Raw genomic sequence first — 23,257 nt, 5'->3', positions numbered from 1 at the left:
ACGTAAATTACATACAAAAGGGGATTGGTTGTGAATAGTACATACGTATCTAAGTGTGCACCAGTAAGCACACAGGTGTTAAAAAAAAATGCCGTATTAGCGGCGTTAGAGCAAGCGCTGGCGATGATTGAGTTTAACCCGCACGGACAGGTGCTTTGGTCCAATGAAAACTTTGCGCGGACCATGGAGTATAGTGTACAGGAGCTGCCAGGCTTACATCATCGGCAGTTTTGTTTACCTGAATTTGCGAACAGCTTTTCCTATGAAAGCTTTTGGCGCAGCCTGCGTACGGGAAAGTCATTTCAAGAGAAGATTCAACGCGTTACAAAGAGCGGCCGCATCATTTGGCTAGAAGCAACCTATATGCCGGTGCTGACAGAGAATGGTCAGGTCGAGGCTGTGATTAAGGTCGCAACTGATATTACCGATCGTGAAAACAGCATGAATCATGTCACAAATGAGCTGCAGTTGATGGCGGAAAGCTTGAAAGAGCGGGCTGAAAAAGGCGTTGCATGTAGTCAAGAAATTGAGAGTGCAATTGCTAAGGTGGTTGCGGAGACAAACGAAAGCGCAGCAATTTTGCAGATGCTTACATCACAGGCTGAAGCGATTCGCGGTATGGTAAAAACGATTGGTGACATCGCTGCGCAAACAAACTTGTTGGCGCTGAACGCGGCGATCGAAGCAGCGCATGCCGGCGTGCACGGCCGCGGTTTTGCAGTGGTGGCAAACGAGGTCCGCAATCTTGCGAATCGTGTGCAGGAAGCCAATCAACAGGTGCAGGGCAATGTAGAGGATATTACAAATCATGTCGCACAGATGGGCACATCTACAGCACGCTCTGAAGCAGCTATTGCCGAAAGTCAAACGAAGATGCAGGAGGCGGTCGCAGCATTTGTCGCGATTGGCAATGCAGCAGCACAGTTGGATGTACAAGCAAAAACATTAGTGAATCAAGTAGAAAAGTGAGGACAGCCATGCTGTCCTCTTTTTCACTGCAATCGCCCATTGTCGCCAGAGGTGATTGGCGTAAACCAACGTCTGCCCTTAAAGATTTGAATATACCGAAGCATCTCCTCTTTATTAGCAAAATGAAAGAGTTTGTATGTAGAGGCGAGCGTGTGCTCCTTTGTTTTACTGTTCCAATTTGCATTATACATAGCTAACGTGCAGGTGCGGTCAGGATTGACATGTGAAAACAAAAATAAAGCGATTGTTGGATCCTCTTTTTTAAAAATAATTTCTTCTAATTGCTCGTACAAACTATAAATCACAAACGGCTGCTCGGTAAAATGCATGATTTTTTCACCTCTTTTATAGATTTACGATCATAAATCTATGATAATATGTGTGGTTTTTTTTGTAAAAAAAGCGTTTTTGGCTACTAGTTTGTTATTTTTCATTCTAGTCCGTTTTATCAAGATGACTAGAAGGAATGGAAAGAACCATACAGGTAAAAAGAGAAAAATTTATAGTATGAATGTTGTTATTTTAAATATCGTGTACGTAAGAAGACGTAAGAGCATCTGTTATTTGAAGGAAAGTACTGCGCTTCTGAAATAGGGCGACGTGAAAGAAGTGAGATTGTGAGATAAGGTAAGGGTACCGCGGAATATGAAGAAAGGCGCGCCTTTTTAAAGGGGATCGTACCATGAAACCGGCCACGTTTGAGGAAGCTTTGCAGCTGTATGAGAAAATGATTATCAATCAGATGAAAAAGCTTTCACTGTATAAGGATTACGACATGTATTATCAGTGCGGCGTCATTGGGCTTTGGTATGCGTATGAACGATATGAAGAGGGAAAAGGCAACTTTTCCGCATATGCACTGCGTACAGTACGAGGGTATCTACTTCTGGAATTGCACCGCGAAAAGCGATTGGAACAGCGTTTTGTAAATTTAGAGGCAAGCCGCGACCCGGTATACGTACAGGAGGAAGGAATCGACTCTTATGTGTCGTGTTTGGAAGATAGAGAGCGCCAGGTGATTGTAGATAAGTTTGTATACGGCTTTAGCATTGGCGAGATTGCTGCAAATATGGAATTAAATCAAAATCAGGCACGCTACTTATATCGGCGCGCGATGAAGGCGATGCGAGAGCAGGAAAGTAGGTAGGCCTACGTTTCCTGCTGCAAAAGCTGAAAGCTTGATAAGATGTGACCGGCGCGCATAATTTGCTGCTGTGTTTGGTAAACGCTGCAATTGATGAGAAGAGATTCGTGGTTGTGGAAGATTAGGAGAGTTTGTTTGTCCTGGTGACGAAAATCCTTAATATGAGCATAAAAATACCACACGCACTCCCACCTTTGCGGTGAGCCCGAAGGAATCGCGCAGATGCCTTGTTTAAAGCAGAGCGGAATGGGAACATTTTGCTTCAGGTTCAGCAGCGAACGAATCGCATCGCGCTTTCCTCGGTAGCTTGCACCGCTTCGTAAACATGCGGCATTCAACAAATCTCGGCACGTATGCTTAGAATAATAGGTACCACTTCGATCTAAAATCTTAGTCTGATATACCATATCAGCAATAGGTAACATAGCCAAAGTCGTTGGGCCAATCATATAATCCATCAAAAAACCTCCTCCATATCGATATATCACTATTATAAAAGGTAAGGATTTCCTTATGTTAAATCGTACTTTAAGATTTTATATATTTATTGTAAAATTATGTATTATTTTGTTAGAAGATGCCGTAAATCAGTAGAGATTTTTTGGTGAGAAAATGGATTTACATAATTTGGTGCATGTTATCATTCTTTCAGTCATTTAAAACAATTGCGCTTTCAGCGTTTAAAAATTAATCTGGGCTTTGTGCAGTATTTAGGTAAGGATTCGTATGATCCAGCCATTGTAGCAGCTATTATCTCTATGGCGAATCACCTTGATATTAAAATTACGACAGAAGGTAAACACAAGACCAACTACATATTTTGCAAGAGATGGGCTGTGAAGACGCACAAGGCTACTATTTTTCCAAGCCGCTACCACTTGAAACCGTGCAGCAGCTATTGCTTCAGGGACAATTGGTATAATATGATATACTGGTAAAGACTAGGGAGTAAAAGGAGACGAGACAATGATATTAGTCACAGGAGGGGCCGGATATATCGGCACGCACACATGTGTGGAATTATTAGAAGCAGGCTATGAGATTGTCGTTGTAGATAATTTCTCCAACAGTAAACCTGAAGCGTTGCAACGTGTGATGGAACTAACTGAAAAAACATTTCCGTTTTACGATGTGGATTTGCTAAATCGCGATGCTCTTGCAGAGGTATTTCAAAAGCATGATATTGAGGCAGTTATTCATTTTGCTGGCTTAAAGGCAGTTGGAGAATCGGTAGCAAAGCCGCTTTACTACTATCATAATAATATTACAGGAACGCTTGTCCTTTGCGATGTGATGAAGCAATTTGATGTAAAGAAATTGGTATTTAGCTCATCGGCAACTGTATATGGCATGCCTGATAGAGTACCAATTTCAGAGGATTTCCCGCTTAGTGCTACAAATCCATATGGCCGGACAAAGCTCATGATTGAAGAAGTGTTGCGTGATATGCATACAGCGGATTCCACGCTCGGCATCGCGCTGCTGCGTTACTTCAATCCTGTCGGTGCACATCACAGCGGCAGAATTGGGGAAGATCCAAATGGGATTCCTAACAATTTAATGCCATTCATCACGCAGGTGGCTGTTGGTAAACGGTCGGAACTTGGCGTGTTTGGCAATGATTATGACACACATGATGGTACGGGTGTACGTGACTATATTCATGTCGTCGATTTAGCGCAGGGTCATTTAAAAGCGCTTGAAAAAGTATTGAAGGAAACAGGTGTAGAAGCTTATAACTTAGGTACGGGTGTTGGCTATAGTGTCCTGGATATGGTGCATGCATTTGAAAAAGCGACTGGACAAGCTATTCCTTATCAGTTGGTAGATCGCCGTCCTGGTGATGTAGCCGTATGCTATGCAAATCCGGAAAAGGCCGAAAAGGAGCTGGGCTGGACAGCAAAGAAAAGCCTGCATGATATGTGTGCCGATTCATGGAATTGGCAAGCACAAAATCCAAACGGCTATGAGCTTGGTGAAACGGTTACGCAGCAATAAATGACAAAACACTTCCAATTTCGTCTATTTGTGTATTATAATGGTGAAAAATCTCTAGAATAGCGGGTGGAAGCGACATGATTGTAGTAATAGGCGGTGCCGGCTATGTAGGCAGTCACATCGTGAAGGCCTGCATTGATCGCGGGCACCGCGTAGTAGTGCTGGATAACTTGTCAACGGGTCACCGTGTTAGTGTAAGTAATAGGGCAGTGTTTGAAAAGGGAGATTTCGGAAACGCGCATGACTTGGAGCGCGTGTTTTCCCGCTACAGCGTTGATGTTGTGATTCATGTAGCAATGGGTCATCCTGATGAAACGAAGGAAGTTCGCCACATGCCGGAGCGTATGCAGGTATTGCTTTATAAAATGAAGGAATATGGCATCGAGGACCTTGTATTGTCAGAGGCATCTTATATGACGGGGCTGCCGGTGGTGCAGCAAATGTATCAGCAAGAACAAATGATGATACGGAACCTTCTTGCCGCATTTAAGCTGCGCTCAACTACAGTGCGCGCTTGTCACATTGCAGGAGCCACCGAGTATCTCGGTGAAGATCATGAACCGGAAGCACATCTCATACCGCTTCTCCTCAAGCACAGCTTACGGCCAAACGAGAAGCTCCTCTTACATCCGGGATTCGAAGGCGCATATGCACATGTAGCCGATGTTGCAAAGAAGCACGTTCTTTGCGCAGAACGACTGCTGGAGGGAAAAGAACCAATCCATCATGAAATCTATGGTCATACATTCGCAATCGGTGATATTGTTGCAGTCTGCCGAAGCTTAGGGCTACGACCTGATATTTCCTATGAAAAGAGTGTGCTACAAGCCCTTCCTTCAGCTCGAGCATGGCAGTCTCTCGAGGAAATAATCTATTCAGCACTACGCTGGCACATGCTTCACCCAAACGGTTACGAACGAAATCTTGTATATTGAAAGCCTCGACAAACGTCGAGGCTTTTTTTACTCGATAGGAGGTAGAAATCGGCGGATAGAAGAGTGAGATTGGCCGATAGAAGTTAGATTCGGCCGATAGGAAGTCCAAATTCGGTCGATAGACAAGAAGGAAGTTGGTGTGTAGCGCGCTAGAAATGAGAAAACCATGCTCTAGGGGGGAGAGCATGGTTTCACTTGCAATAAATTTTATAGGGTGGGAAAGCCCTGATAGTAGGATGTCCCATTATGCTTCTTTATATACATATAAATGTAGAAAATTTTTCATGTGCAATGTTTGTCGTTTTATGTAGCTTTTTCTTTATTATTACTCTCGTTATATAGTAAGATTAAGATGCGGATTCCGTTAGTTAGGGGGATATATGAGTTACTTACAAGAAATCCTGTTCGTATTGCTTGGGATTTGGTGTGTTTATATATGGCGTCAACATAGCAGAAAACAGACACAACGTAGCCGCAGCGAGCAACAATATTATGAAATGATGGAAATGAACACAGATCCGATTGCCTTTCAAGTCGGACAAACGATTGTATACGTAAATGAAGCGACTGTTCAGTTGTTAGGGGCAACAAGCAAAAACGAGCTGCTCGGTAAGAACGTATTTGAGTTAATTAGTCCATCGCAGTGGAAGTTGGCATGGAAGAATTTTCGAGACCAAAACAATCGCGGGTATGTTCGCTTTTTTGAAACAGAAATGATACGTTTAAATGGCGAGCGTATAATGACAGAAATTGTTTGCCAAGAAGCAATATATCAAGATATGTACGGCATGCGCTTTATCATTCGAGACGTTACACAAAAGCGTGAAACAGAACGCAAAATGCTAGAGGCAAAAGAAAAGCTAGAAGCTTTTTTTACAAACTCGGCCGACCCGATGTATATCATGGATTTGGACCGAAAAATTTTACAGGTGAACCCTGCTTTCGAAGAGCTGTTTGAGATGTCTGAAAAAGAGTTGTATGGTAAAAAGTTTGCTGGTAAATTGCTGCTGGCAGAAGAAGAACGAATCTCTTATGTAAAACGAGCTACATCCGGTCATGTTGTGCGCGATGTCGAGACAGCTGTCGTACGAAAAGATGGGACGCATGTACCGGTCAGCTTGACATTATCACCTATTCGCGACGAAGCTGGGAAGGTTGTGATGTTATCTGGTGTAATGCGCGATATGACCGTGAAGCAACAATATGAGCAAGCGCTGCGTGAGAGTGAATATCGCTATCGAATCATTGCGGAGCATTCAAACGACTATATCTTAACTGTATCTAAGGAACTTGTCACAACGTACGCCTCACCTGCAATTCGTACTGTGCTCGGATATGCGCCGGAAGAGGTTGTGCAGTCTCATTTTTATCATGGGATCCATCAAGAAGACTTGGCGCGTGTGCAAAATGGGATTGCTAGTGTGTTACATGCTCATACACCGACGATTTTAGAATATCGTGTACAAGCAAAGGAAAAGGAATGGGTGTGGATTGAAGCCCGGTTTATCCCAATTCCTGAATTTGATCACATTGTCGTATCAACAAAGGATATTCGTGAGCGGAAGCAATATGAGGCGCAACTCAAAGAGTTGGCATTCTTTGATCCGTTAACAGGAATTGCAAATCGCCGCGCTTTTGAAGAACGTCTGCATTATTTTCTGGAACGCGGACAACCATTTGCGCTTTGTTATTTAGATTTTGATAATTTTAAACAAATCAATGATGTATTTTCTCATGAGGGCGGAGATACTTTTCTAATTGAAGTGGGTCGACGTCTTAACAGTGTAGTCAGAACATCAGATTTGCCTGCTCGCCTGGGCGGTGATGAATTTGTGCTTCTTATTCCTAAGATAACCAAAGAAGGCATGACAAACATTGCAAATCGCATTGTAGAAGCATTTCAGCAACCTTTTCAATATAAAAATCAACACATCATTGCTACTGTGTCTATGGGAATCGCGTTATATCCTTATGATGGAACGGATGCAGAAACCTTGATGCGCCGAGCAGACGAAGCGTTGTATCAAGTAAAAGAAAAAGGGCGTAATGATTTTCAATTTAGCAAAATATAAAAGAGCTGTATTTCAGCTCTTTTTTAGGTTCTAAAGAACTTATCATAAAACCTTGAAAAAATCAAGAGTTGTTTTGTTTTGGAAAAATTTTATAATAATAGTATATAAATAGAAAAGGAGAGCTGTCATGCAAGCAGAACTGGTACAGAAGCCGAAGAGGAAGAAGTGGATTATTGCCGGAGTTGTTGCTGCGGTCATGTTGGTTGCTGGAATTAATATTGCGCTCGTAAAAGGGAAAAAAAGTCCGGCAGAAGCATTACAGTTTGAAAAGGTAACAGAGAGAACCATTCAGAGCACCAAATTAATTTCAGGACAAGTAGTACCAGGTAGCATTGAAAATGTATATGTAGATGTAGCAAAAGGTAAGGTTTCTGAAATTTTTGTAAATGAAGGAGATGTGGTTACAAAAGGACAGAAGCTATTTTCTTACGAAAGCTCTGAGCTTTCACTACAAGTGAAGCAGATTGAGTTAGAAAAGAAAATGACAGCTATGCGCTATGAGCAAGGCAAGGATAAAATTGCTTCCTTAAAGAAAGATATCCAAAAAGCAACGGATGCAGCGATGCGTGAGCCGCTAAACGCGCAGCTGGCAGAACTTGAATTTCAGCAAAAAACAATAGAGCTGGAAATCGAAAAAAATAAGCTACAGGCACAAGAATTGGCAAATCGCCAAAGTGAGCTCATTGTGTACAGCAGTATCGACGGTATTATTCAAAAGCTTGATAAAGACGCCACACAGGCACAAGGTATGGGACAGCCAAAGGCGTTGATGCAAATCGCGTCCAAAGACCCGTATCAAATACAAGGAACCTTAACAGAACTGCAAAAAGGTCAGATCGTAAAAGATCAAAAAGTGACCGTATCAGCTAAAGCTGTATCCGATAAAAAATGGACGGGGAAAATTATCGAGGTAAGTGAATATCCAACAAGTGCTGATTCCGGACAGCTAGCCGGCGGAGGGCAACCTGCGCAAATGGTATCCTACTATCCTTATAAAGCGCTGCTAGATTCTCAGGATGGTTTATCACCGGGTTACCACGTTTCGTTGCAGGTAGAGTTAGAAGCAAAAACCATGTTGGCTGTGCCACGAAGCAGTGTGAAGGAAGATGCAGAGGAGCCATATGTATTTCTTGTAGAGGGAAATAAGCTAAAAAAACAAACCGTAACGACTGGGATAAGCGACGGGGAATGGATTGAAATTTTGGAAGGTGTAACAGCCGGTCAGAGGGTGGTTAAAAAACCTGCCAAAAATGTGAGTGAAGGAATGGAAGTGAAGGGCAATGATTGAGCTCAAGCAGGTATACAAATCGTATGCGCAAGGTGCGTTAGCTGTCCCTGTTCTGCATAATATCAATATTTCCATTGAAAGTGGTGAATTTGTCGCAATTATGGGTCCGTCTGGTTCTGGAAAATCTACGATTATGAATATCATAGGTTGCTTGGACCGCCCGACAAAGGGTGAGTACATATTAAATGATGTGAACGTATTGACTGCAGATGAAAAGCATTTAGCACTGCTTCGTAATCAATATATTGGATTTGTATTTCAACATTTTCACTTATTGCCGCGCTTATCGGCTGTTGAAAATGTAGAGCTGCCTCTCGTTTATGGTGGTTTGAAGAAAAAGGAGCGCCGTGAACGGGCGCTAGAGGCGCTAGATAAAGTGGGTCTCGCTGATCGTGTGGGGCATTTACCGAACCAATTGTCAGGTGGACAAAAGCAACGCGTCGCCATTGCCCGCGCTATTGCGAACAATCCAACCTTTATTCTCGCTGATGAGCCAACAGGAGCGCTTGATTCCAAATCCGGCGAGCAAATTATGAACATTTTTACCAAATTAAACGAAGAAGGTACAACTGTAATCATGGTTACGCACGAGGAAGAAGTTGCAGCCTATACGAAACGGCGCATCTATATTAAAGATGGTGAAGTGATTCAAGATCGGAGGATGGTGATATGACGCTTTGGGACAGCATCAAAATTGCCTTTTCCTCCATTTGGGCACATAAGCTTCGCTCCGCTTTGACAATGCTTGGTATTATTATCGGGGTTGGCTCTATCATTACTGTTGTCGCAATCGGGCAAGGCGGGGAGGCTGCTTTGAAATCACAAATTGTAGGTGACGGTAACAATACCATCAGTCTTCAGTTCAAGCCGAAAGACGACAGTATGTTTGCGATGGTTGAATATACAGCCCCAACCTTTACGCAAGATTCCTTGTTTCAAATTCAAAGTGTTCCCGAAGTAAAGTATGTGATTCCGGTAAATTCCTCATTTGAGCAGCTAGAACACAATGAAAATACCTCATCTGTCCAAATTACAGGCATTACTGAGGATTATTTTGCTATTAATAAGATTAAGGTGACAAAAGGAAGAAGTTTAACCGGCAGTGATTTTGCACAAGCAAATAATGTTGTGATGCTCAATGAACAAGCTGCAAAAGAATTATATGGCGAGGAAAATCCGGTCGGTAAAATTATTGAAATTAAAATGCAGCCGTTTGAAATTATTGGGGTTTACAAAGGAAATGACGAATTTTTTGGTTTGGGCTTTCCTTATATGTTGCTGCCGTTATCCATCTGGCCGGTTATGTATGGTAGTGACGAAATTCAATCTGTAACACTTCAGGCGAAATCACCAGATTTAATGGAAACAGCAGGACAAAAGGCGGTAGATGTATTAAACTTTAATAAATCAGATGAGCTCGAAGGAAAATATGAGGTGCAAAACCTGGAAGAAATCAAAAAAGGTATCTCAAAGGTAACGACTATCATGACGTCCATCATTGGCGGTATTGCCGGTATTTCCTTGCTTGTTGGCGGTATAGGTGTAATGAATATTATGCTTGTATCCGTTACGGAGAGAACACGAGAAATTGGTATTCGAAAAGCGCTTGGTGCGACAAGAGGAAAGATCCTACTTCAATTTTTAATTGAAGCGATGATGCTTACTTTGCTTGGTGGCATCATCGGTATTGGTCTTGGTGTTGGCGGAGCGTATATCGTATCCACATTTGCGAAATGGCCGCCGCTTGTCTCAGGTCAAGTTGTATTCGGAGGCGTATTGTTCTCCATGACATTGGGTATCATTTTCGGATTGATTCCTGCAAATAAAGCAGCGAAGCTTGATCCGATTGAAGCACTACGATATGAATAAAAGAGAGGGAGAGATGAACATGGAATTAGAAACAAACGTACAACCGCAGCAAAAACCATCCTTATTTGGTATGATTGCTTCACCAACCTTACAGTTTGAGAGAATGAAAGACAAAACAAAGGTCGGCTTGCCAATGTTTATGGTTATGTTGCTACTGGCAATTTTGGCAGCTGTGACAACGCAATTTCTACCAACTGCAGAGCAGCTGGAAGGATTTCCTGAGCCAAGCCCAACTACTACCATGATTTTTGCTTTTGTAGGAGGATTAGTTGGGGGATATATCGTACTATTTGTAGTTGCCGCCCTTTATAAAATACTTGCTTTGCTTTTTGGTGAAAGCATTTCATACAAAAAGCTTTTACTTATTCTTGTATTTACTGGCATTATTGGCGTGCTAGGGCAAGCGGTTAATGTAGTACTAATGGCGATAATTGGGGGAGATCAGGTCTCTTATACAAGCTTGGCACCATTGTTTGAGTCAGGTACAATTGCACACAGCATTGCCGGCTCTATCGAGGTGTTTACTATTTGGAATTATGTATTGCTTGTGCTAGGTTTACAAATTGTTGGCGGATTTTCTAAAAATAAAGCAATCGCTTTTGTTGTAACTCTTTTCGTAATCTCTACAAGCATTTCTGCTGCAGTAACATACGTGGGATCAACATTGGAATCTATCTTTACACAAATGTAATGAAAAGGCATCTTCTTCGGAAGATGTCTTTTTTTGTTCGATTTGGAGAACAAAACACTTTGCCAAAATTTATCACATCTGTTAATATGAAAATAGAAATTAATGAATCGTTATGTTCTCCTTAAAGAATAAAAGAAAGAGGGATATATGTGATTAAGCAAAAGAGAAAAAGAATGCTACAGGCTATTTTAGCTGGTGTAATTGTAATTGCGACAATTACTACAATCGCAACGGGTAATGTTCACTTTAAAGAACAAGTTTCGAAACTAACACAAATGACGCCATAAGAGCGGTTCTGTAGACAAATCAGTTCTTATTAATAAGAACTGATTTGTTCGTTAGATGAGCGGTTATTACAAACGTTTATTCTTGATATTATAATATATGGAAAATATTGACTTGCATGACTATGGTTTCTACTATGAAAGATAGATAAAAGTTACATATTTTCATAGCTTGTAAGAAAAGGGGATGTCAATTCATGTGGGCGTACTTACAGCGTCGGGGAAAAAAGTCAATTGTCTTTACGTTAATCCGCTTGTATCTCGGAGTAAAGTGGACGATGGCGGGATATGAAAAAATTAAAAGCGGCTCCTTTAATGCCACCAGTTTTTTAAAAGGAGCATTAGAAAAAGCAAAGGCATCTGGTGCCGATGCTTTGGTTCAAGACTGGTGGGCGGTTGTTATTAAATATCTGTTTTTGCCGAATGTAGAAATCTTGAACTATTTAATCCCGGTGACAGAGCTCCTTATTGGAATCTTCTTATTGACAGGTTCGTTTACACGTCGGTCCTTACAGTATGCAATTGCACTTAATTTCTTATATTTATTGTCGGGTTCCTTGCATGTTAACCCACAAATGATTATCCTATCTCTCTTTTTATTAAAAGTAAAAGAAAATGCAGCTACATATGGCGTAGATGGCTGGATTTTTATCCCTGCTATGCGTAAAGCGGCTCCTCCAAAGCCGACTAGCCCACCCATGTAGGGAAATGCTTGTTTTACTTTTGACATTTCTGTCATAACTATAAAAATGGAGGTGACAGATATGAAATGGCGATATCTTTCAGCAGCACTTGTTATAGTATCCCTGTTGTATTTAGCGAATACAAATCCGGAAAAGGGCGATTACACAGCGTGGGCTTCTAAACAGTTTATTGAGCGTACAGCTATCCACAGTACATTAGCAGAAGCGGAAAAACAAGAAAGTGTAATAGGTGACTTAGCTGCATTTGGTAAATCCATTACAGAGCAAGTGGTAGAGCCGCAGGTGGGACTGATGATCGATAAACACACAAAGCAAAAGGACTATCTCTTTTTTTCCTTTTATCAGACGGAATTTACAGTAGGCACAACTCAGTACAAATATGAAACAATTGGTATAGCAGATCGCTTTGTACTATTAGAAGCACCCCAGCAAACAACAAAGAAGGAGCCCTAATGGCTCCTTCTTTCTATTGTAAGTCGTATTCTGTGACTGTTCGCTCTACAAGACGTGCTCCTTTTTTACGCGAATTTGGTCCGAGTGTGCGGAACACACCAGCGTTTAAGATGGTATCCATTACCGCGTTTACCGCTGTCTCTTCTACCGGAAGAGTAGGATTGTCGATAGAGAATGTGGCGGTCTTACCGTCATCCTTTAAAAATTGCAGCTCAAGTGTAAGCATACATTATTCCTCCCTTATTAAATAGATACAATGTCAGACGTGCTAACCAATTGGATTGCTTCAAGTGCGTTCTGTTGCAAAGAAGCTAATGCGAGCGCCACTTCGTGCACCTTTTCAGCTGGTGCATCAACCTTAACAAAGCGGTATAACTTGTTTTTCATGATTGCTTTGCCATTCGTATCCGTACCGCCGTTAAGGGTTAAACGTAAATTCATATCCGTGATTCCTGATTGAATTGCCATGTGTATCACCTCCTTTCGCTATCTATATACATGCGAAGAAGGTAAAAGGGAAAAGTTTTTTATATTTTTTTCTGTGTTAAAGCTTGATGTTGATAATGGGTACTTGTTGATGGGAGTGGAGGGGATGAGACTCCTGCGGAAAAAGCGAACCCATACAACGGAAATCGATAAGGAACTTTAACAGAGCTATATTTTTTCGTAGCATTTTGTTTACGAGAAAAAGTGGCAAGTATACGACCTTATCTAATGCGTAATGCCATTCATTTTGAAACAAACAGGCGATGTGTAATTGTATTTTTGTTAAAGGTGCACCTTGGCGCTTTGACATGAAAAATAAAGTCAAATTTGCTAAAATAGGAAAGATATTTATATAGGAGTAAAGAAATGATATTCTTTTTTAGAGTATAGTAATCAAAGTTGTACGTGGTCGTGACTATGCATAAAAAGGCTTTTATTCTTTATGTTTCCTTTTTGTATTGGTTATGTTAAAGCCTGATGTTACGAATTGGCACCTGTTGCTGGGAGAAGGGGTGAAGCTCCTGTGGGAAAAGCGAGTCAAAGAGAGACCCTGCGGGCGCATAGCGCTGAGATAGCTCTCTGACTGCATGGAAAGGAAACCCCCGTAACGGAAAGTAACAACGAACTTTAATAGATTCTTTGTATTAAAAATACTACGTATATAGAGTTGATAAAGGAGTTTACTATGAAGCATGTTATGAAATATTGGCTTCCTGTGTTGCTGTGGGCTGGCATGATTTTTTATGCCTCTTCGCAGCCTTATGAAAAACAAGATATGCGCCCGGGTATTATGGAGCGAATTAATCCGGAGCAGGTAGAACGTTGGTTTTCCGCTGTAAGCTTCTCTTATGCTAACTACGAGATCAGTGTACAAAATATGGGAGCAGCAGGATTTTTAGAGTTTTTTGTACGAAAAGGTGCGCATCTCACTGTTTTCTTCGGTTTAGGTCTATTGCTGTTTCGTGCGTTTTCGCAATATCGCCTTCCGGTGCACCTTACATTTATGTATGCCTTCACATTGCTGGTTACATACGCGGCGCTTGATGAAGTCCATCAAGGCTTTACTGGCGGGCGCACACCGCTTTGGCAAGATGCGCTGCTTGATTCTGTAGGTGGATTTCTAGGAATAGTAGTTTGGTTATATGTTCAAAAAAGAAAAAAGAGTGTAGCCTCAGCGAAATAAGTAAGGTAGGAGACACACTGCTGGATATGCGAGTGGAAGAGAAGATTATTTATATCTAAAAAAGCTTGTCTAATAGATAATATAGTTTTTCTGACATATCAAAAGAGAATGTGACGGGTATGCATCATGTTACTCGGCATATTCTCTTTTTTAGGATCTGACCGCAGCTACGCTTGTACATTTCTTTTTCTTAATTAAAGGCTGTGTTAAAGCCTAATGTTGATAATGGGCACTTGTTGATTGGAGTGAAAGGGGGGTGAGACTCCTGCGGGACAAGCAAGTCAAAGGGAGACCCCGCAGGCGCATAGCGCTGAGGAGGCTCCCTGACTGCCCGCGGAAAGCAAACCCCCATAACGGAAAGTAACAACGAACTTTAACAGAGCCTAATTAAAAATAGAAGAGAAACAATCATTTTATTATTTTATTAAAAAAGTAATTGACGTTCTCTCCGTCACGTAGTATATTAATACATGTCGCTTCTGACAAAACAAAAAACAACTTAAAAATAAGTTGTTGACATGTTAAACCAGAAATGATATATTATGAAAGTCGCCGATGAGCGAATACATAGTTCTTTGAAAACTGAACGAAGTACAAAACGTCAACATTTATTTTAGCTAGACAAACACTTTTATGGAGAGTTTGATCCTGGCTCAGGATGAACGCTGGCGGCGTGCCTAATACATGCAAGTCGAGCGGACCTCTTCGGAGGTTAGCGGCGGACGGGTGAGTAACACGTGGGTAACCTGCCTGTAAGACTGGGATAACTTCGGGAAACCGAAGCTAATACCGGATATGTTTTTGAACCGCATGGTTCAAAATGGAAAGATGGTTTCGGCTATCACTTGCAGATGGACCCGCGTCGCATTAGCTAGTTGGTGAGGTAACGGCTCACCAAGGCGACGATGCGTAGCCGACCTGAGAGGGTGATCGGCCACACTGGGACTGAGACACGGCCCAGACTCCTACGGGAGGCAGCAGTAGGGAATCTTCGGCAATGGGCGAAAGCCTGACCGAGCAACGCCGCGTGAGTGATGAAGGCTTTCGGGTCGTAAAACTCTGTTGTCAGGGAAGAACAAGTACGAGAGTAACTGCTCGTACCTTGACGGTACCTGATTAGAAAGCCACGGCTAACTACGTGCCAGCAGCCGCGGTAATACGTAGGTGGCGAGCGTTATCCGGAATTATTGGGCGTAAAGCGCGCGCAGGCGGTCTTTTAAGTCTGATGTGAAAGCCCACGGCTCAACCGTGGAGGGTCATTGGAAACTGGGAGACTTGAGTGCAGAAGAGAAGAGCGGAATTCCACGTGTAGCGGTGAAATGCGTAGAGATGTGGAGGAACACCAGTGGCGAAGGCGGCTCTTTGGTCTGTAACTGACGCTGAGGCGCGAAAGCGTGGGGAGCAAACAGGATTAGATACCCTGGTAGTCCACGCCGTAAACGATGAGTGCTAAGTGTTAGAGGGTTTCCGCCCTTTAGTGCTGAAGTTAACGCATTAAGCACTCCGCCTGGGGAGTACGGCCGCAAGGCTGAAACTCAAAGGAATTGACGGGGGCCCGCACAAGCGGTGGAGCATGTGGTTTAATTCGAAGCAACGCGAAGAACCTTACCAGGTCTTGACATCCTCTGACAACCCTAGAGATAGGGCTTTCCCTTCGGGGACAGAGTGACAGGTGGTGCATGGTTGTCGTCAGCTCGTGTCGTGAGATGTTGGGTTAAGTCCCGCAACGAGCGCAACCCTTGATCTTAGTTGCCAGTATTCAGTTGGGCACTCTAAGGTGACTGCCGGTGACAAACCGGAGGAAGGTGGGGATGACGTCAAATCATCATGCCCCTTATGACCTGGGCTACACACGTGCTACAATGGACAATACAAAGGGTTGCGAGACCGCGAGGTGGAGCGAATCCCATAAAATTGTTCTCAGTTCGGATTGCAGGCTGCAACTCGCCTGCATGAAGCCGGAATCGCTAGTAATCGCGGATCAGCATGCCGCGGTGAATACGTTCCCGGGCCTTGTACACACCGCCCGTCACACCACGAGAGTTTGTAACACCCGAAGTCGGTGGGGTAACCGTAAGGAGCCAGCCGCCTAAGGTGGGACAGATGATTGGGGTGAAGTCGTAACAAGGTAGCCGTATCGGAAGGTGCGGCTGGATCACCTCCTTTCTATGGAGACATCAATGAACGTTGTTCATTGTATGAATACGTTTTGACAACTTCGTTCAGTTTTGAGAGAACTATCTCTCAAACATGTACCTTGAAAACTGGATAACAATACAAGTGTAATTCAAAAAGTGTAAACTTTTTAATGGTTAAGTTAGAAAGGGCGCACGGTGGATGCCTTGGCACTAGGAGCCGATGAAGGACGGGACTAACACCGAAATGCTTCGGGAGCTGTAAGTAAGCTATGATCCGGAGATCTCCGAATGAGGAAACTCACCATTCGTAATGGAATGGTATCCTTATCTGAATACATAGGGTAAGGAAGGCAGACCCAGGGAACTGAAACATCTAAGTACCTGGAGGAAGAGAAAGCAAATGCGATTTCCCAAGTAGCGGCGAGCGAAACGGAATTAGCCCAAACCAAGAGGCTTGCCTCTTGGGGTTGTAGGACGCTCTATACGGAGTTACAAAGGAACGAGGTAGACGAAACGGTCTGGAAAGGCCTGTCATAGAAGGTAACAACCCTGTAGTTGAAACTTCGTTCCCTCTTGAGCGGATCCTGAGTACGGCGGAACACGTGAAATTCCGTCGGAATCCGGGAGGACCATCTCCCAAGGCTAAATACTCCCTAGTGACCGATAGTGAACCAGTACCGTGAGGGAAAGGTGAAAAGCACCCCGGAAGGGGAGTGAAAGAGATCCTGAAACCGTGTGCCTACAAGTAGTCAGAGCCCATTTACGGGTGATGGCGTGCCTTTTGTAGAATGAACCGGCGAGTTACGATCCCGTGCAAGGTTAAGTTGATAAGACGGAGCCGCAGCGAAAGCGAGTCTGAATAGGGCGACATAGTACGTGGTCGTAGACCCGAAACCAGGTGATCTACCCATGTCCAGGGTGAAGTTCAGGTAACACTGAATGGAGGCCCGAACCCACGCACGTTGAAAAGTGCGGGGATGAGGTGTGGGTAGCGGAGAAATTCCAATCGAACCTGGAGATAGCTGGTTCTCCCGAAATAGCTTTAGGGCTAGCCTCAAGTGTGAGAGTCTTGGAGGTAGAGCACTGATTGGACTAGGGGCCCCCCTCGGGTTACCGAATTCAGTCAAACTCCGAATGCCAATGACTTATTCCTTGGGAGTCAGACTACGAGTGATAAGATCCGTGGTCAAAAGGGAAACAGCCCAGACTGCCAGCTAAGGTCCCAAAATGTATGTTAAGTGGAAAAGGATGTGGAGTTGCTTAGACAACTAGGATGTTGGCTTAGAAGCAGCCACCATTTAAAGAGTGCGTAATAGCTCACTAGTCGAGTGACTCTGCGCCGAAAATGTACCGGGGCTAAACATACTACCGAAGCTGCAGATTGATACCGATGGTATCAGTGGTAGGGGAGCGTTCTAAGGGCTGTGAAGTCAGACCGTAAGGACTGGTGGAGCGCTTAGAAGTGAGAATGCCGGTATGAGTAGCGAAAGATGGGTGAGAATCCCATCCACCGTATGCCTAAGGTTTCCTGAGGAAGGCTCGTCCGCTCAGGGTTAGTCAGGACCTAAGCCGAGGCCGACAGGCGTAGGCGATGGACAACAGGTTGATATTCCTGTACCACCTCTTTACCGTTTGAGCAATGGAGGGACGCAGGAGGATAGGAGATGCGCACCGCTGGTCGCGTGCGTCTAAGCAGTTAGGCTGATGAGTAGGCAAATCCGCTCATCATAAGGCTGAGCTGTGATGGGGAAGCCCGTATGGGCGAACTCTCTGATTCCACACTGCCAAGAAAAGCTTCTAGCGAGGTAAAAGGTGCCTGTACCGCAAACCGACACAGGTAGGCGAGGAGAGAATCCTAAGGTGTGCGAGAGAACTCTGGTTAAGGAACTCGGCAAAATGACCCCGTAACTTCGGGAGAAGGGGTGCTCTCTAGCGAGAGCCGCAGTGAAAAGGCCCAAGCGACTGTTTAGCAAAAACACAGGTCTCTGCGAAGCCGCAAGGCGAAGTATAGGGGCTGACACCTGCCCGGTGCTGGAAGGTTAAGGGGAGAGGTTAGCGCAAGCGAAGCTTTGAACCGAAGCCCCAGTAAACGGCGGCCGTAACTATAACGGTCCTAAGGTAGCGAAATTCCTTGTCGGGTAAGTTCCGACCCGCACGAAGGTGTAACGATTTGGGCACTGTCTCAACCAGAGACTCGGTGAAATTATAGTACCTGTGAAGATGCAGGTTACCCGCGACAGGACGGAAAGACCCCGTGGAGCTTTACTGTAGCCTGATATTGAATTTTGGTACAGCTTGTACAGGATAGGTAGGAGCCTATGAACCCGGAGCGCCAGCTTCGGTGGAGGCGTCGGTGGGATACTACCCTGGCTGTATTGAAGTTCTAACCCGCGCCCCTCTATCTGGGCGGGAGACAGTGTCAGGTGGGCAGTTTGACTGGGGCGGTCGCCTCCTAAAATGTAACGGAGGCGCCCAAAGGTTCCCTCAGAATGGTTGGAAATCATTCGAAGAGTGTAAAGGCATAAGGGAGCTTGACTGCGAGACCTACAAGTCGAGCAGGGACGAAAGTCGGGCTTAATGATCCGGTGGTTCCGCATGGAAGGGCCATCGCTCAACGGATAAAAGCTACCCCGGGGATAACAGGCTTATCTCCCCCAAGAGTCCACATCGACGGGGAGGTTTGGCACCTCGATGTCGGCTCATCGCATCCTGGGGCTGTAGTCGGTCCCAAGGGTTGGGCTGTTCGCCCATTAAAGCGGTACGCGAGCTGGGTTCAGAACGTCGTGAGACAGTTCGGTCCCTATCCGTCGCGGGCGCAGGAAATTTGAGAGGAGCTGTCCTTAGTACGAGAGGACCGGGATGGACGCACCGCTGGTGTACCAGTTGTTCTGCCAAGGGCATCGCTGGGTAGCTATGTGCGGACGGGATAAGTGCTGAAAGCATCTAAGCATGAAGCCCCCCTCAAGATGAGATTTCCCATAGCGTCAAGCTAGTAAGATCCCTGAAAGATGATCAGGTTGATAGGTCAGAGGTGGAAGCGCGGCGACGTGTGGAGCTGACTGATACTAATCGATCGAGGGCTTAACCAAAAAAGCAGAAGCGAGCGTTTAGCTCCGCAGGGCAAATGTTCTTGTGACAGAAACGTCGATAGACGTTGGCGGAACAAGGTTATTTGACCGGATGGAGCTGCGAGCTGGAGCTAGATTATGAATATACACTATGTTATCCAGTTTTGAAGGAATATGATATTTCTTCTTGACAGATTTTCTTCTGTCAGTATAATAATAAGAGTCTGGTAATGATGGCAAAGAGGTCACACCCGTTCCCATACCGAACACGGAAGTTAAGCTCTTTTGCGCCGATGGTAGTTGGGACCTTGTCCCTGTGAGAGTAGGACGTTGCCAGGCTTTTATTTTTTTATATACCCAATTTTATGCCGGTGTGGCGGAATTGGCAGACGCGCACGACTCAAAATCGTGTTCCTCTGGAGTGCCGGTTCGACCCCGGCCACCGGTATCATGTAAAAACATCCTTTACTATGTAAAGGATGTTTTTTTATTGAATAACCCATCAGATAAGTGACGTAAAGGAGCTATGTTATGAAAGAAGTTACCTCTATCTCCATTTCTTCAAGCTTAAGGAAATTGTTAGCGTACGCGACAGCTATGGATAGGATCAATAAGGAATACAAGGCATATATACAGGAAGAAAACCGAAAGTTATATGCATGGCAGGAAGATGGACAGTTCGTTGGGTGTATAGGAATTTCCTTCATTAACACATATGAGTGTGAAATTAAACATATTGCGGTTTTACCAGAAGAAAGGGGAAAACATATTGGGCGACAAATGATTCAATTTGTCCTTCATCATCATGCGCTGAAGCGGATTACTGCGGAAACGGATATAGAAGCAGTAGAGTTTTATCGTAAATTCGGATTTAAGATTATAAGTTTGGGAGAAAAATACCTAGGAATAGAACGATTTCAATGTGAATATGAGGAAAACAATCGATTCAAAATAGTATAATATACTTAGTTAAAAAGGGGTGGGAAGCTGTAGGGAGGTATCTTCTGGAAAAACTAAATCAATTTATATAGGAATATCGTTGCTTTTTAGTATAAAACTCCTTTATGTGTGCTATCATTAAAGTGATTCATTGCATAATAGATTAGCAGATTAAAAGAATAGACCGTGTAACGGTAAAAATGAAAGGTGAAAAAATGGAAACAACGAGAGAACGGATGAGAGAAAAAGACGAACGAATTGCACAGCTAGAAAAACAGCTACTAGAATTACAGGAAGCATACGGTCAAAGTGCCGCAGCTGTTGCAGTAAATCATAATTCAAGATTGTTATCTTCACCAAAAGGAAAGTTTAAGTTTTTCTTAAAAGCTGGTGGAGTGAAAATTATTTTGGCGATCTTTGCTTCTTTAGTCATTATTGCAGGAATTTGGAAATTCGCAGGCAGTGTCTTTAAACAAGAGTCTGTCGTGTTCGTTGAACAAGTTCAAGAGCTTGCTACATTAGCAACAGTTGAAGCTCATATGAAAGAGGTTATCCACGAAGAGGATAATAAAATTTTTGAGAAAAATATCTCTATTGATTTACCAGGAACAAAGCGAGAGCTACTATTAGTTGTACCTGCGACGGTTATTGCTGGTGTTGATTTAAAAAAGGTTACTTCTGAAGATATGGTTGTTAATGAAAAGAAAAAACAAATAGATATTACCCTTCCTCATGCGAAGCTCATTCAGGAGCCGGCAATACAGATGGATAAAGTCCAAACCATTGTCGATGGTGGACTTTTTAGTGATAGTGTTAAATGGGATGAGGGATTTAACTTTGCCGCTGAGGCACAAAAGCAAATTCGTCAAGAGGCTATCTCTACTGGTTTACTAGATACTGCAGAGAAAAACGCGGAAAAAGTGTTAAAGGAATTTTTTAAGAATATCGGCTATACGGTAAATGTTACGTTTAAATAATAGGACGGGCCTGCCCATGTTACTTGGGTTAGGTCTGTTTTGTAATTTGTTAGGAATTATAGAGGCTTGTCAGATGTTCTAACTAAGAAATTTATTTAGCTTGCGTTTCTTTTTGTTATATGTTCATCAGATAATTAGCGCAAAGCCCCGCTTCAATTTGCTAAAAGCTCGTAACATAGATGAAAAGACTGCTCATCGCAGCCTTTTTTCTTATAAATCAAACGTTTGTTTAATGCGCACAGCCGTCTCGGCCGCACTCAAATACGTGTTATCAATCTTCAAATAGCGGTGATGTGTAATTTCACCATCATGAGAGTAGAGGCGATGTGCTTTCATGGACACCTTCAAGTTTTCTTCAGAGCGCTGTACGTTTCGTTTTGTTGGCTTGTGCGCTAGGCGATGTGGTGTGACGTTTCGGCGCAGGCGTTCGTCTAGCTCAGCTTGTAGTTCCACAAAGTATACTTCTCCGCCTGCTGCTTCAAAGGTAGATTTGGTTTTTTCAATAAAGGCCCAATCGCCAGGGCTGTCAAACGCCCAAACGTACGTAAAAATCATCCCGTATAGATCGCTGTGAGCCACCTCTTGAAACATCTGTTCACGGAAAAGGGTAACAAGCCGCTCAAACGCGGGTGTTCCAAAATCAAAAAAAGGATGAACCAATTCAATGGTCATATGATTGTGAAACAGCTTTAAACCTGTAATTGCTTCCAGTTCATGGCCAACTGTCATTTTGCCTGCAGCTTGCGGGCCGAATATAATCACTAGTTTCATCTTCATCACCTACGCTTTTCTTTGTGTCAGTTGCATTGCTTTTTTCTGTTCAAGTACGTGTTTAAATAAAAGAATGCTGGCAATTCCAAGGACAAGATAGCCCAGTGCCATTCCAAAGCCACCAATCAAGTTACCGAGAATAATACCAAGCGCGCCGATGATTTTAGCAGCTTGAAACACCAGCCCGTTGATTGCCATATAAGCGCCCCTCGCTTCATCTTCAATAATATCAGCCATTTTTGATTGTCGCACCGGTACATACAGCATCTCTCCGATTGTTTGCACAAGGCAAGCAAGTAATAAAACAGCGATATGATTATGAAAAGCCATTACACCAAAACCGACGGCTTGCAGGAAGGTACCTAAGTACAACAGCGGCAATTCCGGTCTGGATTGCATCCAGCGTGCCACAAGAACTGTACAAGCTACAATGAGGAAGGTGTTTTCCATCGTTAAAAAGCTAAGCATGCGAATGCCGTCCATCTTCCATTCATAACCGAACAAGCCTGCGGTGTAGGCCGGGAACTCCTCTGAGAGTCGAACAGCAATGTAGTTGTTGCGCTGAAATTCTAGTGCGAGTACAAAAATACTAGCAAGGGAAAAAATGAGAAAGGTACGATTTTTCATTACAACGCGATAGCTGAGCGTAATATCTTTCCAAACTGTTACTTTTTCAGTACGTTTCTTCGGCTGATATACCTCTGTCATCCAGATTGCCATAATGAATAACGTAACAGCGGCAATCATAGTTAAGGTAAGAAACAGCTCAAAGCGATGTGTTTTAAAAAACCAACCGCCAACTAAAGCGCCAAGCATAATAGATAGATTGACAGCCCAGTAGTTTACACTATACATAAACGCCCGCGTTTCTTTTGTGCTCACATCAATCAGCATGGCTTCTGCAGCTGGATTAATGAGACCCGCAGCTAGACTGTTGACCAACATCATAAAGAATGTCAACCATGGGGATTCCCACCAAGGAGAGTTAGCCAAAGCCATACATGCGAAAGAAAGAATTGTTGCAGTTTGTCCCCAAATCATCACCCTTTTCCGCCCGATACGATCGGCGATATAACCGCCGTAAAAGCCCATAAGTAAAGAGGCAACAACATTAATGAGTAATAAAAGGCCAGCCCATGTGGCGGACATTGTCTCTGTAAAGTAAATAGCCATAAATGGAAATACCATGGAACCGACAGCGCGGGATAAAAATGATGTTAAAATACGAATTTGAATATTCCGGTGAAGCTGCAAAAACATAGTTGTCCTCCCCCTTTGCGGTATGTAT

The 23,257-nt window shown here is 43.6% G+C and carries 21 protein-coding genes, 1 tRNA gene, 3 rRNA genes and 1 pseudogene; 20 read left to right on the top strand and 6 right to left on the bottom strand.

Annotation, left to right across the window (positions count from 1 at the left end; all coding sequences use genetic code 11):
- Positions 1 to 30 precede the first annotated feature (30 nt).
- On the top strand, positions 31 to 969 hold the full coding sequence (locus MUG87_RS11215; protein WP_247082121.1) for a methyl-accepting chemotaxis protein: 939 nt from the start codon (positions 31 to 33) through the stop codon (positions 967 to 969).
- Between the two features lie 23 nt (positions 970 to 992).
- Here MUG87_RS11215 and MUG87_RS11210 read toward each other — a convergent pair whose 3' ends face one another.
- Positions 993 to 1,298 (bottom strand): hypothetical protein, encoded by a 306-nt coding sequence (locus MUG87_RS11210; protein WP_247082119.1) that lies wholly within the window; start codon positions 1,296 to 1,298, stop codon positions 993 to 995.
- Between the two features lie 353 nt (positions 1,299 to 1,651).
- Between MUG87_RS11210 and MUG87_RS11205 the strand changes: the two genes are divergently transcribed.
- A complete protein-coding gene (locus MUG87_RS11205; protein WP_247082117.1) occupies positions 1,652 to 2,116 on the top strand; it encodes a sigma-70 family RNA polymerase sigma factor in 465 nt (154 codons plus the stop codon).
- A 2-nt stretch (positions 2,117 to 2,118) separates the two neighbouring features.
- Here the strand turns inward: MUG87_RS11205 and MUG87_RS11200 are convergent, their stop codons facing one another.
- Entirely contained in the window at positions 2,119 to 2,571 is a 453-nt protein-coding gene (locus MUG87_RS11200; RefSeq protein WP_247082115.1) for a competence protein ComK, read from the bottom strand.
- A gap of 180 nt (positions 2,572 to 2,751) precedes the next feature.
- Between MUG87_RS11200 and MUG87_RS19700 the strand changes: the two are divergent.
- The 11 genes and pseudogenes from MUG87_RS19700 to MUG87_RS11150 form a co-directional block, all read left to right on the top strand.
- A pseudogene (locus tag MUG87_RS19700) lies at positions 2,752 to 3,051 on the top strand (EAL domain-containing protein); the annotation flags it as partial.
- A gap of 28 nt (positions 3,052 to 3,079) precedes the next feature.
- Entirely contained in the window at positions 3,080 to 4,111 is a 1,032-nt protein-coding gene (galE, locus tag MUG87_RS11195) for a UDP-glucose 4-epimerase GalE (protein WP_247082108.1), read from the top strand.
- Positions 4,112 to 4,188: 77 nt separating this feature from the next.
- A complete protein-coding gene (locus tag MUG87_RS11190) occupies positions 4,189 to 5,046 on the top strand; it encodes an NAD-dependent epimerase/dehydratase family protein (protein WP_247082106.1) in 858 nt (285 codons plus the stop codon).
- 380 nt (positions 5,047 to 5,426) lie between these two features.
- Positions 5,427 to 7,118, top strand: coding sequence for a sensor domain-containing protein (locus MUG87_RS11185; RefSeq protein ID WP_247082104.1), 1,692 nt, complete (start codon positions 5,427 to 5,429; stop codon positions 7,116 to 7,118).
- A gap of 127 nt (positions 7,119 to 7,245) precedes the next feature.
- Complete coding sequence (locus tag MUG87_RS11180) at positions 7,246 to 8,406, top strand: efflux RND transporter periplasmic adaptor subunit (RefSeq protein ID WP_247082102.1); 1,161 nt, start codon at positions 7,246 to 7,248, stop codon at positions 8,404 to 8,406.
- Complete coding sequence (locus MUG87_RS11175; RefSeq protein ID WP_247082100.1) at positions 8,399 to 9,079, top strand: ABC transporter ATP-binding protein; 681 nt, start codon at positions 8,399 to 8,401, stop codon at positions 9,077 to 9,079. Before MUG87_RS11180 ends, MUG87_RS11175 begins: the two co-directional genes overlap by 8 nt.
- Positions 9,076 to 10,275, top strand: coding sequence for an ABC transporter permease (locus MUG87_RS11170; RefSeq protein ID WP_247082098.1), 1,200 nt, complete (start codon positions 9,076 to 9,078; stop codon positions 10,273 to 10,275). The genes MUG87_RS11175 and MUG87_RS11170 overlap by 4 nt, the downstream gene beginning before the upstream one ends.
- 19 nt (positions 10,276 to 10,294) lie before the next feature.
- A complete protein-coding gene (locus MUG87_RS11165; RefSeq protein ID WP_247082096.1) occupies positions 10,295 to 10,966 on the top strand; it encodes a YknW family membrane protein in 672 nt (223 codons plus the stop codon).
- A gap of 149 nt (positions 10,967 to 11,115) precedes the next feature.
- Positions 11,116 to 11,253, top strand: a complete 138-nt coding sequence (locus MUG87_RS11160; protein WP_247082094.1) for a hypothetical protein — start codon at positions 11,116 to 11,118, stop codon at positions 11,251 to 11,253.
- 194 nt (positions 11,254 to 11,447) lie between these two features.
- Positions 11,448 to 11,954, top strand: coding sequence for a DoxX family membrane protein (locus MUG87_RS11155; RefSeq protein ID WP_247082092.1), 507 nt, complete (start codon positions 11,448 to 11,450; stop codon positions 11,952 to 11,954).
- Positions 11,955 to 12,014: 60 nt separating this feature from the next.
- Positions 12,015 to 12,407, top strand: coding sequence for a DUF4359 domain-containing protein (locus MUG87_RS11150; protein WP_247082090.1), 393 nt, complete (start codon positions 12,015 to 12,017; stop codon positions 12,405 to 12,407).
- Positions 12,408 to 12,420: 13 nt separating this feature from the next.
- Here MUG87_RS11150 and MUG87_RS11145 read toward each other — a convergent pair whose 3' ends face one another.
- Positions 12,421 to 12,633 (bottom strand): DUF2922 domain-containing protein, encoded by a 213-nt coding sequence (locus MUG87_RS11145; RefSeq protein WP_124566049.1) that lies wholly within the window; start codon positions 12,631 to 12,633, stop codon positions 12,421 to 12,423.
- A 17-nt stretch (positions 12,634 to 12,650) separates the two neighbouring features.
- On the bottom strand, positions 12,651 to 12,875 hold the full coding sequence (locus tag MUG87_RS11140; RefSeq protein ID WP_247082088.1) for a DUF1659 domain-containing protein: 225 nt from the start codon (positions 12,873 to 12,875) through the stop codon (positions 12,651 to 12,653).
- 703 nt (positions 12,876 to 13,578) lie between these two features.
- Here MUG87_RS11140 and MUG87_RS11135 point away from each other — a divergent pair.
- The 7 genes from MUG87_RS11135 to MUG87_RS11105 all read left to right on the top strand — a co-directional run bounded on the left by MUG87_RS11135 (position 13,579) and on the right by MUG87_RS11105 (position 21,198).
- A complete protein-coding gene (locus MUG87_RS11135; RefSeq protein WP_247082086.1) occupies positions 13,579 to 14,076 on the top strand; it encodes a VanZ family protein in 498 nt (165 codons plus the stop codon).
- 630 nt (positions 14,077 to 14,706) lie between these two features.
- A 16S ribosomal RNA gene (locus MUG87_RS11130) occupies positions 14,707 to 16,242 on the top strand.
- Positions 16,243 to 16,386: 144 nt separating this feature from the next.
- Positions 16,387 to 19,303 (top strand): 23S ribosomal RNA (locus tag MUG87_RS11125).
- Between the two features lie 202 nt (positions 19,304 to 19,505).
- A 5S ribosomal RNA gene (rrf, locus tag MUG87_RS11120) occupies positions 19,506 to 19,621 on the top strand.
- The 16S, 23S and 5S rRNA genes sit together here with 1 tRNA gene alongside, the layout of an rRNA operon.
- A gap of 28 nt (positions 19,622 to 19,649) precedes the next feature.
- Positions 19,650 to 19,730 (top strand) — tRNA-Leu (locus MUG87_RS11115).
- Positions 19,731 to 19,813: 83 nt separating this feature from the next.
- A complete protein-coding gene (locus MUG87_RS11110) occupies positions 19,814 to 20,242 on the top strand; it encodes a GNAT family N-acetyltransferase (RefSeq protein WP_247082084.1) in 429 nt (142 codons plus the stop codon).
- A gap of 194 nt (positions 20,243 to 20,436) precedes the next feature.
- The gene (locus MUG87_RS11105; protein ID WP_247082082.1) at positions 20,437 to 21,198 is read left to right on the top strand and encodes a DUF4230 domain-containing protein; all 762 of its coding nucleotides are present in this window, start codon (positions 20,437 to 20,439) and stop codon (positions 21,196 to 21,198) included.
- A gap of 210 nt (positions 21,199 to 21,408) precedes the next feature.
- On the opposite strand, the gene MUG87_RS11100 is transcribed toward MUG87_RS11105, so the two are convergent.
- The gene (locus MUG87_RS11100; protein WP_247082080.1) at positions 21,409 to 21,969 is read right to left on the bottom strand and encodes a DEAD/DEAH box helicase family protein; all 561 of its coding nucleotides are present in this window, start codon (positions 21,967 to 21,969) and stop codon (positions 21,409 to 21,411) included.
- A gap of 9 nt (positions 21,970 to 21,978) precedes the next feature.
- Positions 21,979 to 23,229 (bottom strand): MDR family MFS transporter, encoded by a 1,251-nt coding sequence (locus tag MUG87_RS11095; protein ID WP_247082079.1) that lies wholly within the window; start codon positions 23,227 to 23,229, stop codon positions 21,979 to 21,981.
- Positions 23,230 to 23,257 lie beyond the last annotated feature (28 nt).

Source organism: Ectobacillus sp. JY-23, assembly GCF_023022965.1.
GTDB lineage: Bacteria > Bacillota > Bacilli > Bacillales > Bacillaceae_G > Ectobacillus.
Note: the sequence above shows the minus strand (reverse complement) of the source record. Positions and strands in the feature narration are given on the sequence as shown.